We start from the raw sequence: 16,250 nt of genomic DNA, 5'->3' as shown, positions 1-16,250 counted from the left end.
GTAGATTGCGAGGGAATCATGACTCTGATTGAGCAAATTGAAAAACAGTTACAGGGTTTGCCAATGGAAAAACAGACAGAGGTGCTGGATTTCATCCTCTTTTTGCAACAGCGCGTAGCGATGACATCTCCGTCAAAGCGACGTTCCTTAAAAAAACATCCGGCTTTTGGCGCATGGCAAGAGCGGCACATTGACGCGCTGGCATATCAACAGGAGATCCGCGCCGAATGGGGGTCTGAATGATCGCTGTTTTTGACACCAATATCGTGATTGATGCCTTGAATGGTGTGGAAGCAGCCGATGTAGAATATGGCCGATATGAACGTGTTCTCATCAGCCGCATCACCTGGATGGAAGTTCTTGTTGGAGCGCAAGGTAATGATGCCGATTTACGTGATTTTTTAGAGAGCTACTTCGAGGTTATGTCGCTGGATTTGATTGTAGCTGAGGCGGCCATACAAATTCGCCGGACGCAACGCATCCGTTTACCCGATGCCATTATTTGGGCGACAGCCCGTACCAACAACGCCATTCTGGTGACGCGCAATACCAGAGATTTCCCACCTGATCAGCCAGGGATCCACCTGCCTTACACCCTGTAATCGGGAAGGAAGGAACGTGTCGCAATATGCCCTTACAGGAAACCTATTATGAACAAACAACACGCCATTGACCTCGTTCGTGACACGTTTGAATCCCCCTTTCGCCGCGACCATTTTGCTAATTTCATCGGCCGTTTGCTCAACCAGATAGAGCTTGATCCCTTCACTTACACCGGCTCATTCATCCCCGACGCTTTCCACAATTATGTGAGCAAATATGAACGGTTGGGCAAATATACCGATGACCAAGGCCGCCGGGTCGATGTGCTGGTTGTTTACTTAAAGCGGGACACGGCTGTTGAACGCGCTCGCGCTACCCAACGCCGCTTCATTGCCGGGTATCTGCAAGGCAAATATGGCTCCGATGTGGATAAGGATGCGGCTCTGGTGGCTTTTGTGTCCGCCGAGAACATGGATGACTGGCGGTTTTCCCTGGTCAAATTGGAAACGCGCCTGGTAGCCACGGCAAAAGGGGTCACCAAGGCGGTGGACGAGTTTACCCCGGCTCGCCGTTGGTCGTTTCTGGTGGGGGCGAATGAAAAAAGCCACACGGCCCAAACCCGGTTTGTGCCCATCATGCAGGAAACGGAGCGCAACCCGACGCTGGCACAGTTGGAAGAGGCGTTTAATATCGAAAAAGTCACCAGGGAGTTTTTCGAGAAGTACCGTGATCTGTTTATTCGCACCAAAGCGGAGTTGGATAAGGCGGTGGCGGCCAACCCCAAAGCGCGGGCGGATTTAGCCGCCAAAGGGGTGGATACGGTCAATCTGGCGAAGAAGTTGTTGGGGCAGATTGTCTTTTTGTATTACTTGCAAAAGAAGGGGTGGTTTGGCGTGCCACGGGATGGGGCGTGGGGCGAAGGCTCGAAGCAGTTTTTGCGCGAACTGTTCAATGGCGCACATGGCCCTTACGTTAACTTCTTCAACGACATTCTCGAACCCCTCTTTTACGAAGCCCTGCGTATTGACCGCGGTCACGACGATCATTACTACAGCCGCTTTAACTGCCGCATTCCCTTCCTCAACGGCGGACTGTTTGACCCCATGGGCAATTATGATTGGGTACACGCGGATATTTTGCTGCCCAATGACCTCTTTTCTAACCAGAATAAGACGAAGGAAGGGGACACGGGTAACGGCATTTTGGACATCTTCGACCGCTACAACTTTACGGTGCGCGAAGACGAGCCGTTTGAAAAAGAAGTCGCTATTGACCCGGAACTGTTGGGGAAGGCGTATGAAAAGTTTAATGCCATTCGCCCGGACAATTACGCCGAATTTGTGCGCGTGCTGGGCAGCGGCAGGAAGGGGGAAGAGAGTAAATTCAACAAGCAGTATGGGGTTTATTATACGCCGCGGGAGATTGTGCATTATATGTGCCGGCATTCTCTCATCCACTACCTGGCAACATCCCTCGACGGCCAGGCAAGCCAGGCGGACATAACCGCCTTGATTGAGCGCGGTGAAGATTGGCGCGAAAACGATGCGCGCGTAATTAAAGAAGGGCGCGAGACCGACACATACCCCTTCGCCGCCCCGCCCGCCATCCGGGCAAACGCCGCCTTGCTGGATGAGAAACTGGCGGCCATCACCGTTTGCGACCCGGCAGTGGGCAGCGGCGCTTTTCCCGTGGGCATGATGAGCGAGATTGTGCGCGCGCGGGGGACGCTGACCACCTACCTCCCAGACCTGCGATCTGACCGGTCCCCCTACGCCTTTAAGCGAGCGTGCATTGAACACGCCCTGTACGGGGTGGACATTGACCCCGGCGCGGTGGAGATTGCCAAACTGCGCCTCTGGCTTTCCTTGATTGTAGAGGAGGAGGACATCCGGCGGATCAAGCCGCTGCCCAACCTCGATTACAAAATTGTGTGCGGCAATTCGTTGATTGGCTTCCCGGACAGCTACCAGACGGCCATTGGGCAAGAGATCAGCGATCTGATGCGTCAACATTTCAACGAGACGAACGTCACGCGCAAAAATGAACTGAAAGCGGCGATTGACGCTAAAATTGAGAGCCGCTATGCCAACTCCCGGCGCGTCCTGGGCTATATGGTGAACTTCGACTTCAAAACGGTCTTTGCCGACGTATTCCAGCAAAATGGGGGCTTTGATCTGGTCATCGCCAACCCGCCTTACGTGCGCCAAGAAGAGATCAAGACGCTAAAGCCGACGCTGCAAAAGCAGTTTGCGTGCTACACCGGCACTGCGGACCTCTTTGTCTACTTTTTTGAAAAAGGGGTACGCCTGCTGCGCGACAACGGCCTGCTAACTTTTATTTGCTCTAACAAATATTTTCGCTCCGGCTATGGCCAGAAATTGCGCCGATTTTTAGGGAGTCAGACCAGAGTGCGCCAAATTATAGATTTTGGCGACGCGCCCATTTTTGAGGCGATTGCTTACCCCAGTATCTTGCTTACGCAAAAGGCTGAACCCGATGACAACGCTTTCAAAGCGTTGACCTGGGCGAGGGGGGAACCGCTGGAACGATTCGACGAAGTGTTGGCAACCAGATTCTTCACCATGCGTCAACGTGATTTAGGGGCTGATGGCTGGCGGCTGGAGCAAAAAGAGGTGCTGGCATTATTGGCAAAATTGCGCCGGGCGGGAACGCCCTTGGGGGAGTACGTCCGGGGACGATTTTACTACGGCATTAAAACCGGGCTGAATGAAGCGTTCGTGGTAGACCGTGCCACCCGCGACCGGCTGATTGCCGCACATCCCTCCTCGGTGGAAATTTTGAAACCATTCCTGCGCGGCCGGGACGTTAAGCGGTGGCAGGTGTTTTCCCAAGATTTGTGGCTTATTTTCACCCGTCGTGGAATCAAAATTGATGAATATCCAAGTATTAAAAAACACCTGCTGCAATACAAAGAACAACTGATGCCCAAACCCAAAAATTGGCGAGGTCCATGGCCAGGGCGTAAAGTCGGTAGCTACGAATGGTTTGAGATTCAGGACAACATCGCCTACTGGCAAGAGTTTGAACAACCGAAGATCATCATTCCTGCCATCACCCAAAACGCCGAATACGCACTTGATATGAGGAGTTTTTATGGCAATGACAAGACATCCATTTGTGTTTCTGACGATGTTCACTATTTGAGCGGCCTTCTCAATTCAAAACTACTCTGGTGGTACATTCAGCAAGTAGCCGCTTCGCGGCAGGGTGGTTTTTATGAGTTCAAGCCGATGTATGTGACTGCAATCCCTATTGCAGAAACAAACGACAAATGTCCTGTTGAGACCCTCGTCAGGCAAATCCTGTCCGCCAGACAGGCCAACCCACAGGCGGACGTGAGCGCGTGGGAAGCGGAGATTGACCGCCTCGTCTACGCCCTTTACGGCCTCACGGAAGCGGAAATCGCCATTGTCGAAAGGCGGGGCCATTGATGCAGTTGCCGGTTTTGTGGCATCAGCCGCCAACGCCATCGAGTTTGGCGCAATTGGGTGTCTTACGTTTTCGTGTGGGGCGGGGGGTACTGGGGGAAATGCCGGCACTCCCTTTATCGAGACCAGGCAAAGCGAACGCGATGGTGGTCGGATAAGTATTTTATGACAAGTTTATGATGGTCATAAATGAGAACATCTTCCCGGAAGCTGTTACCCAGGACCATCATCCGTGACCTTGCTTCCGGGAAGATCATTTACAGAGGAGACAAAATATGGATATGGAAACCGCGGTTAAATCATTAAATCCCTGGGTGAGCATCTGGACAAAGCCTCGTGAGACCATTCGATGGATTGTCGATACCGATCCAACGAGACACGTTATCTTGCTTGCCGCACTGACCGGTATTGCTCAATCCCTGAACAGGGCCGCAAATAGGAATATGGGAGATTCCTTAACGGTGCTGGCGCTCCTTGGTATTGCCGTTTTCATCGGGCCGATTGGTGGCGTCATTTCTATCCACATTATGGGCGCCCTCCTCCGCTGGAGCGGCAGTCTGTTGGGAGGGCAGGCTACATCAGAGGAAGTTAGGGCCGCGATAGCCTGGTCATCCGTGCCGATTATTTGGGCGCTTCTGCTGTGGATACCAGAATATGCCCTTTTTAGGAAAGAGTTATTCACATCGGCAACACCTCGAATTGATGCAAACCCGTTGCTCGCACTCCTTCTCCTCGGTTTTGCCCTCATAGAAACGATCATTGCTATTTGGGCATTGGTTGTGCTTATGCAGTGTGTCGGTGAAGTTCATGGTTTTTCCGCATGGAAAGCATCAGGGGCAACCCTAATTCTCGCTCTGCTTGTAGGAGGCGTCGTTTTTGCTTGTGCTTTTGGTCTATCGCTTTTCAGTTAAGAGGCAAGCGATAGTCACCATCAATTGATAGGTATTTCTCGAAATGACGTGACGGCTAACCCGGACCTGGCAGGTTTCTGCGAAAGCGCGTCATGTAAACACACATTTTGTCATGTTATGTTGAGTTGCGCACTGTTTGGGCCGCTTGACCTTTTTCGGTAGAGTCAAATAACTTCACTGAAAAAACCGGGTTTTTCGAGTGTCCGGCCGAATTACCAGAGTGGTTCATGTGTAAAAACCCGGTTTTTGGCCTTTTTTCAGTAGAGTCATTCTTGGAGAATGAACCAATCTTGGAGGGATCTAAACTCTGGCCGCTCACAAAGTGGCTTTCCGCGGAAAATTGAGCGGAAACGTGCGGACAGCTTGTCAGTAGCAGCCTGCTAGCGTATGAAGTTGTTTTCGGACGGTTACTACCAAGGGCGCGTCCGTTAATAGATTTGGAAATGACGGATGCGCTGGAAGGGTGCTTACTTGTGGGAAAATCCAAAGTAATTCTCGAACGAACCTAAGGTGATTGATCATGAATTTTGACCAAATAACTGACCGGAACGAATATACACGCCCTTTGCCTGCATTTCAGACGAACTGGCGCAAATGTCAGTTAGTTGCCTGTCCCCGGCCAAAACATTCAACATTGCCGGAATGGTAGACGCGATGGTTGTGATTGCCAATGAAGCGTACCGGGAGCCGTTTCACGATTTCGCGCACCGGTATCAAATCAACAAAACGAATGTATTCGCTTCGGCGGCCATTGAGACGGCATATAGCCAGGGGGAGGGATGGTTAGATGAATTGCTGGCGTATTTGCAGGGAAACATTGGCTTTCTTCGCTCCTATCTTCATGATCATCTGCCACAAGTCAAATTGATCGAACCCGAGGGAACGTATTTGGTCTGGCTCAATTTTGAGGCGTTGGGCCTGGATGCCAAAGCATTAGAAGAATTCCTGGCGCAAGAAGCTCAACTGGCGCTCAATTCCGGTTATTGGTTTGGTAGAGAAGGAGCGGGGTATGCCAGAATGAACATAGCCTGTCCGCGCGGCATTTTGCAGGAGGCTTTGTTACGACTCACCCAGGCTGTTCGTAGTCGCTTGTGAGACGGTGGGGGTCCGGGGAATGCCGGCACTGCCTTATCAGATCGGAGCCAGATACATAGGGTAGCAGGGACTAATCATTCCCCAGTTCCTCCAGAAACGCCCTCACCGCCGTCGCCGCCTCATCCGGGCGCGCCAACAGCAGCATATGTCCCGTGCCCGCCAGCGTCACCAGGCGCGCTTGCGGGATTTCCTGCGCCAGGTATTGGCTGTATTTCAGCGGCGTCAGCGGATCAGTGTCGCCGCCGATGACCAGCGTTGGTTGGCGAATTTGCCCTAACTGCCCGCGCACGTCGAAGCTATCGCAAGCGCGGAAATCCCCCAGCGTGATAGCCGCGTCCGTGGCCAGCAGCCGCTCCTTGCTTTGCTCGCGGATGGCGGCGGGCGTATCCGCCGACCAGAACGCATCCGCCAACAGGTCGGCCACCCCCTCGTAATCGGTCATGATGCGGTCCAGAATGGCGGGAGCCACGCGCAGGCGCGCCCCCGTGCCCGCCAGCACCAACCCCACCACCCCGGGCGCGTTTTGCAGCGCCAGCGTCATGGCGATGGCCCCGCCCATGGAGTGCCCCATGAGGACCACCCGCGATAACGGCTGCCGCGCCATAAAGCGGGCTACTACGGCGGCGTAATCGGCGACGCTCTCGCAGCCGGGTGGCGTGGAGCGACCATGACCGGGCAAGTCCAGCGCGTAGACGACGGCTCCGGGCAGGCGGCGCAGCGCCGCGGGCCAGTCCAGGTGCGTGCCGCCCGCGCCGTGAATGAGAACAAGGTTTGGCGCATCCACCGCACGTTCGGTTGGTCGATGCAGGGCATAAAACAGTTGTTGGTCATCGAGCTTGATAGTGGGCATTTATTTTCTCCCTCGAAAATGTAGGGCGATTTTCCAAATCGCCCGCCCGATTTGGAAAACCGGGCTACGACGGCACACCATTTTCATTTATGGTGGTCGGCGGCAGCCGGTGAAGTCTCCCAGGAAATAATCAGGGATTGTTCTGTTCGTGCAACTGTAGCCGAAATTCACGCCCGCGCCCACATCGTAGGCAAAGCGTTGTTTGCCCGCCCTTGTGCGCGCCAATAAAATCTGGGAGACAACCATCAACGGGTAATGGGAAACGGGAAATGCGCAATGGGTTGCTTTTTCCCGCGTACTTCCCATGCCCCGCCGATCACGATTGGAGAAAACGACATGAGCAAGTTTGTTATTGAAGGCGGTCAGCCGCTACAGGGGACTATTACCGCCAGTGGCAACAAAAACGCGGCTATCAAGCTGCTGCCGGCATGTCTCCTCACAGACGAGCCGGTTACACTCCATAACATTCCCGACATCGCCGACGTACAAGTGGCGCTGGACATCCTCGCCGACCTCGGCGCGGACGTTGCCCGCCTGGGCGCGAATAGCTGGCGCATTCACGCGGCCAACGTGCGTAAAACGGAAATCTCGCGGACATTGGCCAGTCAATCGCGCGCTTCCTTCGTCTTTTCCGGGCCGATGCTGGCGCGGCTGGGCACGGTTTCGCTGCCGCTGCCCGGCGGGGACGTGATTGGCGGGCGACCACTGGACACGCATATGCAGGGCTTGCAGGCGTTGGGCGTCACCCTGGACCTGCGTTCGGGTGGCGTTTTTGTGCTGAATGCCGACGGGTTGCATGGCGCGGGCTACTTGTTGCAAGAGCAGGCCAGCGTAACGGCCACGGAGAACACGCTGATGGCGGCGGTGCTGGCAAAAGGGATGACGGTGATCGACAATGCGGCCTCGGAGCCGCATGTACAGGATTTGTGCCGCTTTCTCGTTGGCCTGGGGGCGCGGATCGAGGGGATCGGGACAAATCAACTGCGCGTGCAAGGCGTGGAGCGGTTGCACGGGGGGGAGTATACGATTGGACCGGACTTCATGGAGGTGGGAAGCTTCATCGGCGCGGCGGCGGTGACGGGGGGGGAGGTGCGCATCCGCCACGCCGGGCCAGGGAATCTGCGCATGGTGCGGCTCGTATTTGCGCGTCTGGGGGTGGAGTGGGAGGAGGATGAAGAGGACATTGTGGTGCGGGCGGGCCAGCGGATGACGGTGGAGTCGGCGCTGGGGGGGCGCGTGCCGGAGATTAAGCCGATGCCCTGGCCGGGCTTCCCGCCGGATCTGATGAGCATTGCCGTGGTGATTGCCACGCAGTCACAAGGATCGGTGCTGCTGCACGATTGGATGTATGAGAGCCGTTTTTTCTTTGTGGATAAACTGGTGTTCATGGGGGCGCGGATTGTGCTGTGTGATCCGCATCGGGTGTTGGTGCAGGGGCGCTCCCATTTGTATGCGAACCCGGCGGGCGTGACCAGCCCGGATATTCGCGCGGGGATGGCGATGGTGCTGGCGGCGCTGTGCGCGGAGGGGACGACGGTGATTCACAATATCCAGCAGATTGATCGCGGGTATGAGCGGATTGAGGATAAATTGCTGGCGTTGGGGGCGCGGATATGCCGGCACAACGGAGACTGATCCAGCCCGCCCAAACTGCCCCTTCAATGGAACTGCAAGCGTTCAAGCGTTATCGGGACTTGACAGTTTGTACTCGTTTAGATAGAATCCCCCTACCTTTGACGATGCTTGATTGAAAGCCGGGATAGCTCAGTTGGTAGAGCACTGCACTGAAAATGCAGGTGTCCCCAGTTCAAGTCTGGGTCCTGGCACTGTGCGAAAGAGCGCGGGTGTAGTTCAGTGGTAGAACGTCTCCTTGCCAAGGAGAAGGTCGTGAGTTCGAATCTCATCGCCCGCTCCATCAGAGCGGCAGGCACCAAAAAGGGCCTGCCGTTTCTTTTTGGCGACGTGGCCAAGCGGTAAGGCAAGGGTCTGCAAAACCCTCATCACCGGTTCGAATCCGGTCGTCGCCTTTGATAAAACATCGTTTGTAACATACGGCAAACAAAAAGCGGCTAAGGACACCCTTAGCCGCTTTTCTGTGTTTCTACACCCTCAGACCACAAGAGGGTTAGCCGTTACGTTTAGGGACAGATACCTGCCGGCATTTCATAATTCGAATCATTGTGCAGCCCATGGTTATACTTCGGCCATTCCATCGCCGAACAAGCCGCGCCGCTACCATGCCACACAAACAGCCACCCCTCGCGTGTGGCAATCGCCAGATCAACCTGACCATCCCCATCCCAATCCCCTGCCGCCGGCGTCCCCGTCACCCAGCCACCCGTCAACTTCGGCCAACCGGGCAGCTCCGCGCCATCCTCGTGGAAAGCGTGCAGATCATACCCCGCTGATCCCGCAATCAACTCCGCCGTTCCATCTCCATTCAAGTCCACCGCCGCCGGCGTCGTAAAGAACTGCATATCATTCATGTGGCGCGGGAAACCGGAAACGAAACTCCGCGTCTGCAAGTTCCACACACCCAGCAGATTGTCACTCGTCAACTGGTCGGCGGCAAACGCATTCTCGAAAATACGGCCCAGACCAATCGCCGGCCCCGCGAACCGCAGCCCATTGCCCAGGTCCGCGAAAATACCGCTGCCCAGACCGGGCATTGCCAGCATTTCCTGCGTGTTGGTGTTCGCGCCGAAATAGTCTCGCTCGCCGCGCACACCTTTATCATTGCCAAAAATGTCTTGCCCCCAATATCCTTGCCCGCTGCCATCAAAGATAATGGCCGGACCGGCCGCCATAAACGCGGCCACCTCCACCGCGCCGTCCCCATCCAGGTCGGCCAGCGCCACCGAGCCGTTTGGCCCTTCCCCGACCGTAGGCAACAGTTCAGGAGCCAAGAAGCCCACTTTCACCGGCCAGCCCGGCAGGAACGCATCCGGGTCCAGCCCATCGTCATCGTTCGGATTGCCATCATGTAGCGTGCCGTCATGCCACAGGGCATAAATGCGCCCGTTCGCCAGCGACTGGTCCAAAAGCTGCGTCAGCAGCGTTAACAGCAGCGGCGCAATCGTGTTGTTCGGCGGCTCCACGTACTCCTCATCGCGCCCAATGACGACCTCCAGCCAGCCATCTCCATTGACATCTCCCAGAGCCGGACTGACCAGGAAGGGCGTCCCGGAGAGGGCGTTGGCATCCGGGTTATAGGTGATCTTGTGCGTCCCTGGCTCCACGGACTGCACCTTGGTGGGGTCGGCCACCAAAACCGGCCAGCCGGGCAGCAGCGAGCCATCGTCATTCCACACGTACACATGCCGGTCGAACGCGCCGGCGACGATTTCCAGCCGTCCATCCTGATCCAGATCACCCAGCGCGGGCGCGCCGCTGATCGCCCAATCCAGACGGTTATCTTTGTTCCGCGCCGACGGGGCCGCAAAAGCACGGTTTGTCTGCACGGGGAAGCCCGCTCGCGCTTCTCCTGCCGCGCTCCAGGCATACACCTTGCCCTCCAGGTCCGCGACCACCACGGAAAGCGACTCGCCCGGAGCCAGCACGCCAATGGCCGGGGAACCCAGCAGCATGGGCGTGTAGATGGGCAGCGTGATTTCGCCACTGTTGTACGCGGGCGCATCCAGATGCAGCGGCTGCGGGTCCGTGTGAACGGGCCAGCCAGGGAGTTCCGACCCATCCGGGCGGAAGGCGTGGATCAAGCCGTTGCTGGTGGGCATGATCAATTCTTGCTGCCCGTCCCCGTTCAGATCAGCGAAAACGGGAGAACCTTCGCCACTGCCATCCAGGAACAGCGGCGCGCCTGCTGCCAGGTCCGCGTCATGGTACAAGAAAAGGCTCTTGCGATCCTCGCCCATGCGCCCCAGGTTATCAAAAACGCGCACACGCACCGTAAAGCTAAAGCGATCAATGGCTCCTCGCCCCGTTGCCGGATTCGCCAGGGGACCATCGACACCATAGGGCATACGTGCGGCCAATTGCGCCAGATCCACCGTCGCCAGCGTCCCTTCCAGCGGCGCAAACAGCAGGGGTGACGCATAAATGGTCTGGAAGCGTGGTCCCACGGGCTGCACGCCCGGTGCAACCTCCACCGTGTAGCGGTAAGCGCCCGCCCGCACGGCGGCCACTCGCCCCGTGATGTCCAGCGTTTGCTGAGCGGGATCGATGATCTGGAACCAACGGGGATCGGTGATGTCCGCTTCCGGCGGAATCTGGCCGTTGGCGACAGTCGTCAACATGCTGTTTGCATTGACGCGCCCATAGCCAAAGTACATGTCCCAGCCGCCATGCGAGAGATACCGCTGCGTGGGTACGAGAATGCCGGTGACGGTGTAGTGGCCCGTCATGTTGATGTCGTCCGCCGTCATCGTCATGATCTGCTTGATCTCGTTGGCGGAGAGGATGAAGCCGGAGCCGCCGGGATAAGGCGCGAGCTGCCCCCGATCGTGCGCGTTTTTCGCCGCGGAGACGACCAGCCCGGCCATGCCAGACCCTAAACCGGTCGCTTCCGAGGAGCAACTGCTGGAGGGCACGGCCACGGCGATGTGCGCCCCATAGTTTGTGCAGCCGTTGAGATAGAGGTAGGAATGGGGCGACATAACGAGCGCGCCCTCTTCGGTATATTTGGTGACGGAGTTGACGACGATGGTGCGTTCCAGGTTGGAGGGGTAGTTGTGGTGTTCCGAGGCTTCGTCGGCGGCGGAGGCGATGATGGGCACGCCCCGTTTGTAGGCGTAGTCAACGGCTTCCTGGGCAAAGCGGGTGTGGTTGAGGGAACCGGCCGCTTCCTGAACCACGCTCACGTTGTTGTCCACGGCGTAGACGACGGCTTCCGCCCAATGGTTGACGTCCACGATGAAACTGTCGCCAATGCGTAGGGGAATGAACATACAACTGGGACAGACGCCCACGCCGCCGCCGTTGTTGGCTTCGGCGGTGGAGTCCTCTGCTTCGCCCGTGCCGTGTCCATAAGTCACTTCATCCAGGGGATCATTGTCTCCCTGGAAAAAGTCCCAGCCGGCGATGTCGTCCACGTAACCGTTGCCGTCCGCGTCGGTTCCATCGGACCAGATGAAGATGAGGTCTTCGGGATCGATTTGTCCATTACCGTTGGCGTCGCTGACGCGGGGGTCGTTGAGATAGTCTCGAATGTCGAAGACGCCATCGTTGGTGCAGTCGTATTCGGTGCAGCCCAGGGGCAGTGGCAGTTCGGCGCGGTTCAGGTGGATTTTGTTGACGAGATCGTTTTGCGGGAACTGCCATTCAATGCCGGAGTCCAGAACGGCGATAACCACGTCCGGCCGGCCCGTGGATATTTGCCAGGCCAGATCAACGCTGGCTCCCATCACGCCATTTAGCTCCCAGGGAACCTGGTAAACGTCGGGGTCCTGGCTTTGGGCGCTGGTGAGTTTCCAACTGTTGAAGTCGGTGGGTAGTGGGTCGTCGGGCTGTAAGAAGAGGTAGTTGGCGTAGTCGTTGGGGTCTTGACCGGCGGGGGCGTGGGGAAAGGGGGATTCGGCGAGTCCGACCAGGGTGGTAAACAGAGCGAGGAAAAGGACGAGGGCCGTGACGGCGGCGAGGCGTCGTCCCCGGCGACTGACGGGATGCGAAAGAGGGCTGGTTTCCATGGGGCACTCCATGTATCTTCCTGGAAGATCGCAGCCTCCAGGAGGATGGCGGGACCTTTCTGGAAGCTCACAGCTTCCAGGAAGGTGGGATGGGAGAGGTCTTGACTGGCAGAGCAGATTCTATCATGGATGGTAAGCAGGACAAGGTGATAGGCGTTGTTCATTTGCTCACGTTTCTTGTTCGCCTTAAAATGGGGACATCTTTGGAGCCGAGTTGCGTGCGCTTGGACGCTGTATGAACTTGTATAACCAGGCAGCCGTTAGAGGTGCAACGTCCTTATCAACCGGGAATAGGCGTCGTGCCTGAACCGCTATGTTACTTCTTCCTCTCATTCCGGTGTCACAAAAGTTGTCCCCCGCGCCTCACGCGGGAGCCGCTGTCGTGTGATGCCTATTAGTGCCACGCAGATGATCGGGATGCGGTGTTGCATTCCGGCTCTGGTTGGCAAAGGAACTAGCTTGTGATTCCCACCGCACTACCCACGTCAGTTGAGGGGCTGGATGTTACCAAATGGGAGACATTTGGCCCGTATTTCGAGGAGCTGCAAAATCGGCCCCTCTCCCCGGAGACAACGCGCAAATGGCTGGAAGACTGGTCGCAGTTGAGCCGCGTGTTGTGGGAAGGGGCGTCGTTGATTTACATTGCGAAGTCGTTGGATACGACGGATAAGGAAAAGGAAGCCGCGTTTTTGACGCTGATTCAGAATGTGATACCGAAGGCGGAGGTGGCGCAGCAGGCGTTGAAGGAGCGTCTGCTGGCCCTGGATGTGCCTGATGAGGACATGCAGTTGGTGCTACGCAGTATGCGAAACGAAGCGGATCTGTTTCGTGATGAGAATGTGCCGCTGTTGACTAAACTGGAAGAGTTGAGTAATGAGTATGACAAGTTGACGGGGGGGATGAAGGTTGATTGGGATGGGGAGGAGAAGAATCTGAATCAATTGCGACCATTCTTGCAAAGTCCGGATCGGGCGGTGCGGGAGCGGGCGTGGAAGGCGAATATGGGGGCGTGGTTGGCCGAGCGCGGGCGGTTGAATGAGATTTACGCGGATATGTTGGCGCTGCGGCGGCAGGTGGCGGAAAATGCCGGCATGTCCGATTTCCGCGCTTATGCCTTCCGATCCCATGGTCGCTTTGACTACACTCCTGAAGACTGCCTCATCTTCCACGACGCCATTGCCGAAGTTGTCGTACCCGCCGCGCAGCGCCTGTTGGCGCGCAAACGTCGCCAGGCAGGCTACGACCGGCTGCTGCCGTGGGATAACGTGCCCGAACAAGGCATCATCATGGACACGGCGGACGCCCCGCCGCTGCACCCCTACGAAACGCAGGAAGAACTGGTAGAGACGGCCATGACCATCTTTGGACAGTTGGATCCCGCGCTCAACCTGTATTTCATGACCATGGCGGATGAGGAACTGCTGGATTTGCAGACGCGCGCGGGCAAAGCGTTGGGGGGGTATTGCAGTTCCCTGCCGCTGCGCCGGCGTCCGTTTATCTTCATGAACGGCGTGGGCATGCACGACGACGTGCAGACGCTGCTGCACGAGGCGGGACATGCGTTTCATGTCTTTGAAACGGCTGACTTGCCGTTGGTCTGGCAGGAGAATCCGCCGATGGAGTTTTGCGAGGTGGCTTCGATGTCCATGGAACTGCTGGCCGCGCCTTATCTGGCCGAGGAAAAGGGCGGGTTTTATTCGGCGACGGAAGCGGCGCGGGCGCGGATCGAGCACCTGGAGAAACTGCTGCTGTTTTGGCCGTATATGGCGGTGGTGGATGCGTTCCAACACTGGGTTTATACGCACGCGGATGAGGCGATGGATGCCGGCAATTGCGACCGCAAATGGGGCGAATTGTGGGACCGCTTCCTGCCCGGCGTTGATTGGACCGGTTACGAAGATGTGCGTGTTACCGGCTGGCATCGCAAGTTGCACATCTTTGGCATCCCCTTCTACTACATCGAATATGGCTTGGCGCAGGTAGGCGCGCTGCAAGTCTGGCGCAACAGCCTCACCGACCCATACGAAGCCATTGCCGCCTACCGGCACGCCCTCGCTTTGGGCGACACGAAAACGCTGCCGGAGCTTTTCGCCGCCGCCGGCGCGGAATTCCGCTTTGACGCCGCCATGCTGGGCGATCTGGTGGACCTGATTGAGACAACCATCGCTTCACTGGAAACAGAACTGGCCTGACGTGCCCCGTGATGTACGACACGCCTGAACAGCCCCCCCGCTCTGGTAACGGAATTGGGGGGCTGTTGCTGTCTGGTCCATCATACGATAAGATCAATAAAACGTGTTGCCGGCATTTTCCTCGGAGAAGCACCCATGCAGCCCAGCGCCGCCATGCGCGAGTATCTCGCTGAAATCTATCGTCTGCAAGAAGATTCCCCCACAGTCAGTACGACCAGCCTGGCCGAACGCCTCAACGTCTCCGCGCCCGCCGTCCCGCGCATGTTGCGACGCCTGGCGAACGCCGGCTACGTCAAACACATTCCTTACCAGGGCGTGGAACTGACCGATCTGGGACTGGAACTGGCGCTGGACGAAATCCGTCGCCATCGCATCCTGGAGGTGTTCCTGGTAAACGTGATGAAGTTTACCTGGGACGAGGTACACGACCATGCGGAAGCGTTCAGCGGCGGCCTGAATGACGCCCTGACGCAGCGGATGGCGGAAATGACGGGTTATCCCAACCGGTGTCCGCATGGCGAGCCGATTCCGGCGGCGGACGGCACGCTGCCGGCAGTTGAGGATATTGGCCTGGTGAATCTGGCAATTGGCTCCAAAGGATTGATCAGTCGCGTACGCACGCACGAGCCGGAGCGGCTGCGTTATCTGGCTTCCCTGGGGCTGGTCCCCGGCGCGCGGTTCGAGATATTAGGGCGCGCCCCCTTCAACGGTCCAATGCGGCTGCGCGTGGGGCGGGACGAGGTGGTGTTGGGGGCGGAATTGACGCAGATGCTATGGGTGACCGTGCAAAAAGATTTGCCCTGAGTTCTAACGCCTTGTTCAAGGGAACAGTCGGCGCGTCTTGACCTCGGCCACGGCGTTGTCTCGATAGCGATACAGGCGGGCGGGGCGGCCTTCTCCTTCCGTTTTCATCTCCCCTGTTTCTTCGATTATGTCCGCGGAGAGAATTTTGCGGCGGAAGTTCCGCTTATCCAGCGCTTCCCCCAGGATGATTTCATAGGCGCGTTGGAGTTCGGAGAGTGTGAAGGTGTCAGGCAGGAGTTCAAACCCGACCATGGTGTATTCCAGTTTGTAACGGAGGCGGGTGAGGGCGTAGTCGAGGACTTTCTGGTGGTCGAAGGCCAGTGGGGGCAGCGCCTGCAAAGAGAACCAGGCTGTTTCGGATGCTTCGTCGCCGGGGCTGGCGAGGGTGATGGCCTTGTAGGGGACGAGGGCGAAATAGGCGACGGTGATGACGCGGGTGCGCGGGTCGCGGTCTGGTTCGCCAAAGGTGTATAGCTGCTCCAGGTAGACGTCGGTGACGCCTGTTTCTTCGGCCAGTTCGCGCAGGGCGGCATCGTCGAGGGATTCAGACATGTGTACAAAGCCGCCGGGGATAGCCCAAGTGCCGGCATATGGCTTATATTTCCGCCGCACCAACAACACCTTCAAGTCATCCCCTTGCAGCGTAAACACCACCACATCCACCGTGACGGATGGCCTATCATATTTAGACGGATCATACCCCTGGGGTACGTCTTTCTCCACGAGTTCCTCCCGGACGCGCCGCGCGCCCACATGCTGGGGCG

General features: G+C 57.2%; 12 protein-coding genes and 3 tRNA genes. 11 read left to right on the top strand and 4 right to left on the bottom strand.

Annotation, left to right across the window (positions count from 1 at the left end; genetic code table 11):
- The first annotated feature begins 18 nt into the window (after positions 1–18).
- The 5 genes from H6650_09140 to H6650_09120 all read left to right on the top strand — a co-directional run bounded on the left by H6650_09140 (position 19) and on the right by H6650_09120 (position 5,998).
- Positions 19–243 (top strand): DUF2281 domain-containing protein, encoded by a 225-nt coding sequence (locus tag H6650_09140; protein ID MCB8952160.1) that lies wholly within the window; start codon positions 19–21, stop codon positions 241–243.
- Positions 240–602 (top strand): type II toxin-antitoxin system VapC family toxin, encoded by a 363-nt coding sequence (locus tag H6650_09135; protein MCB8952159.1) that lies wholly within the window; start codon positions 240–242, stop codon positions 600–602. Before H6650_09140 ends, H6650_09135 begins: the two co-directional genes overlap by 4 nt.
- 48 nt (positions 603–650) lie before the next feature.
- Positions 651–3,995 (top strand): Eco57I restriction-modification methylase domain-containing protein, encoded by a 3,345-nt coding sequence (locus tag H6650_09130; GenBank protein MCB8952158.1) that lies wholly within the window; start codon positions 651–653, stop codon positions 3,993–3,995.
- Between the two features lie 272 nt (positions 3,996–4,267).
- Positions 4,268–4,903, top strand: a complete 636-nt coding sequence (locus H6650_09125; protein ID MCB8952157.1) for a YIP1 family protein — start codon at positions 4,268–4,270, stop codon at positions 4,901–4,903.
- A gap of 654 nt (positions 4,904–5,557) precedes the next feature.
- Complete coding sequence (locus H6650_09120; protein MCB8952156.1) at positions 5,558–5,998, top strand: hypothetical protein; 441 nt, start codon at positions 5,558–5,560, stop codon at positions 5,996–5,998.
- A 70-nt stretch (positions 5,999–6,068) separates the two neighbouring features.
- Here the strand turns inward: H6650_09120 and H6650_09115 are convergent, their stop codons facing one another.
- Complete coding sequence (locus H6650_09115; protein ID MCB8952155.1) at positions 6,069–6,848, bottom strand: alpha/beta hydrolase; 780 nt, start codon at positions 6,846–6,848, stop codon at positions 6,069–6,071.
- Between the two features lie 87 nt (positions 6,849–6,935).
- Entirely contained in the window at positions 6,936–7,154 is a 219-nt protein-coding gene (locus H6650_09110) for a hypothetical protein (GenBank protein MCB8952154.1), read from the bottom strand.
- 30 nt (positions 7,155–7,184) lie between these two features.
- Between H6650_09110 and murA the strand changes: the two genes are divergently transcribed.
- The 4 genes from murA (at position 7,185) to H6650_09090 (ending at position 8,875) form a co-directional block, all read left to right on the top strand.
- Positions 7,185–8,483 carry a UDP-N-acetylglucosamine 1-carboxyvinyltransferase gene (gene murA / locus H6650_09105; GenBank protein MCB8952153.1) on the top strand — a complete coding sequence of 433 codons (1,299 nt, stop codon included), beginning with the start codon at positions 7,185–7,187 and terminating at the stop codon, positions 8,481–8,483.
- Positions 8,484–8,601: 118 nt separating this feature from the next.
- Positions 8,602–8,674: transfer RNA gene (locus tag H6650_09100), tRNA-Phe, on the top strand.
- A gap of 14 nt (positions 8,675–8,688) precedes the next feature.
- Positions 8,689–8,763: transfer RNA gene (locus tag H6650_09095), tRNA-Gly, on the top strand.
- A gap of 41 nt (positions 8,764–8,804) precedes the next feature.
- Positions 8,805–8,875: transfer RNA gene (locus H6650_09090), tRNA-Cys, on the top strand.
- Between the two features lie 111 nt (positions 8,876–8,986).
- Here H6650_09090 and H6650_09085 read toward each other — a convergent pair.
- The gene (locus H6650_09085; GenBank protein ID MCB8952152.1) at positions 8,987–12,490 is read right to left on the bottom strand and encodes a VCBS repeat-containing protein; all 3,504 of its coding nucleotides are present in this window, start codon (positions 12,488–12,490) and stop codon (positions 8,987–8,989) included.
- A 461-nt stretch (positions 12,491–12,951) separates the two neighbouring features.
- Here H6650_09085 and H6650_09080 point away from each other — a divergent pair, with 461 nt between their 5' ends.
- Positions 12,952–14,682: a M3 family oligoendopeptidase gene (locus H6650_09080; GenBank protein ID MCB8952151.1), complete on the top strand. Its 1,731-nt coding sequence runs from the start codon at positions 12,952–12,954 to the stop codon at positions 14,680–14,682.
- Positions 14,683–14,817: 135 nt separating this feature from the next.
- Complete coding sequence (locus tag H6650_09075) at positions 14,818–15,486, top strand: metal-dependent transcriptional regulator (GenBank protein ID MCB8952150.1); 669 nt, start codon at positions 14,818–14,820, stop codon at positions 15,484–15,486.
- A gap of 15 nt (positions 15,487–15,501) precedes the next feature.
- On the opposite strand, the gene H6650_09070 is transcribed toward H6650_09075, so the two are convergent.
- Positions 15,502–16,209: an NUDIX hydrolase gene (locus H6650_09070; GenBank protein ID MCB8952149.1), complete on the bottom strand. Its 708-nt coding sequence runs from the start codon at positions 16,207–16,209 to the stop codon at positions 15,502–15,504.
- Between the last annotated feature and the right edge of the window lie 41 nt (positions 16,210–16,250).

This window comes from Ardenticatenales bacterium (assembly GCA_020634515.1).
Lineage (GTDB): Bacteria > Chloroflexota > Anaerolineae > Promineifilales > Promineifilaceae > JAGVTM01.
Note: the sequence above shows the minus strand (reverse complement) of the source record. Positions and strands in the feature narration are given on the sequence as shown.

Coding starts and splice junctions, on each gene's coding strand:
- H6650_09140 (MCB8952160.1), top strand. CDS start 19: ATGACTCTGATTGAGCAAATTGAAAAACAGTTACAGGGTTTGCCAATG.
- H6650_09135 (MCB8952159.1), top strand. CDS start 240: ATGATCGCTGTTTTTGACACCAATATCGTGATTGATGCCTTGAATGGT.
- H6650_09130 (MCB8952158.1), top strand. CDS start 651: ATGAACAAACAACACGCCATTGACCTCGTTCGTGACACGTTTGAATCC.
- H6650_09125 (MCB8952157.1), top strand. CDS start 4,268: ATGGATATGGAAACCGCGGTTAAATCATTAAATCCCTGGGTGAGCATC.
- H6650_09120 (MCB8952156.1), top strand. CDS start 5,558: ATGGTTGTGATTGCCAATGAAGCGTACCGGGAGCCGTTTCACGATTTC.
- H6650_09115 (MCB8952155.1), bottom strand. CDS start 6,848: ATGCCCACTATCAAGCTCGATGACCAACAACTGTTTTATGCCCTGCAT.
- H6650_09110 (MCB8952154.1), bottom strand. CDS start 7,154: ATGGGAAGTACGCGGGAAAAAGCAACCCATTGCGCATTTCCCGTTTCC.
- murA (MCB8952153.1), top strand. CDS start 7,185: ATGAGCAAGTTTGTTATTGAAGGCGGTCAGCCGCTACAGGGGACTATT.
- H6650_09085 (MCB8952152.1), bottom strand. CDS start 12,490: ATGGAAACCAGCCCTCTTTCGCATCCCGTCAGTCGCCGGGGACGACGC.
- H6650_09075 (MCB8952150.1), top strand. CDS start 14,818: ATGCAGCCCAGCGCCGCCATGCGCGAGTATCTCGCTGAAATCTATCGT.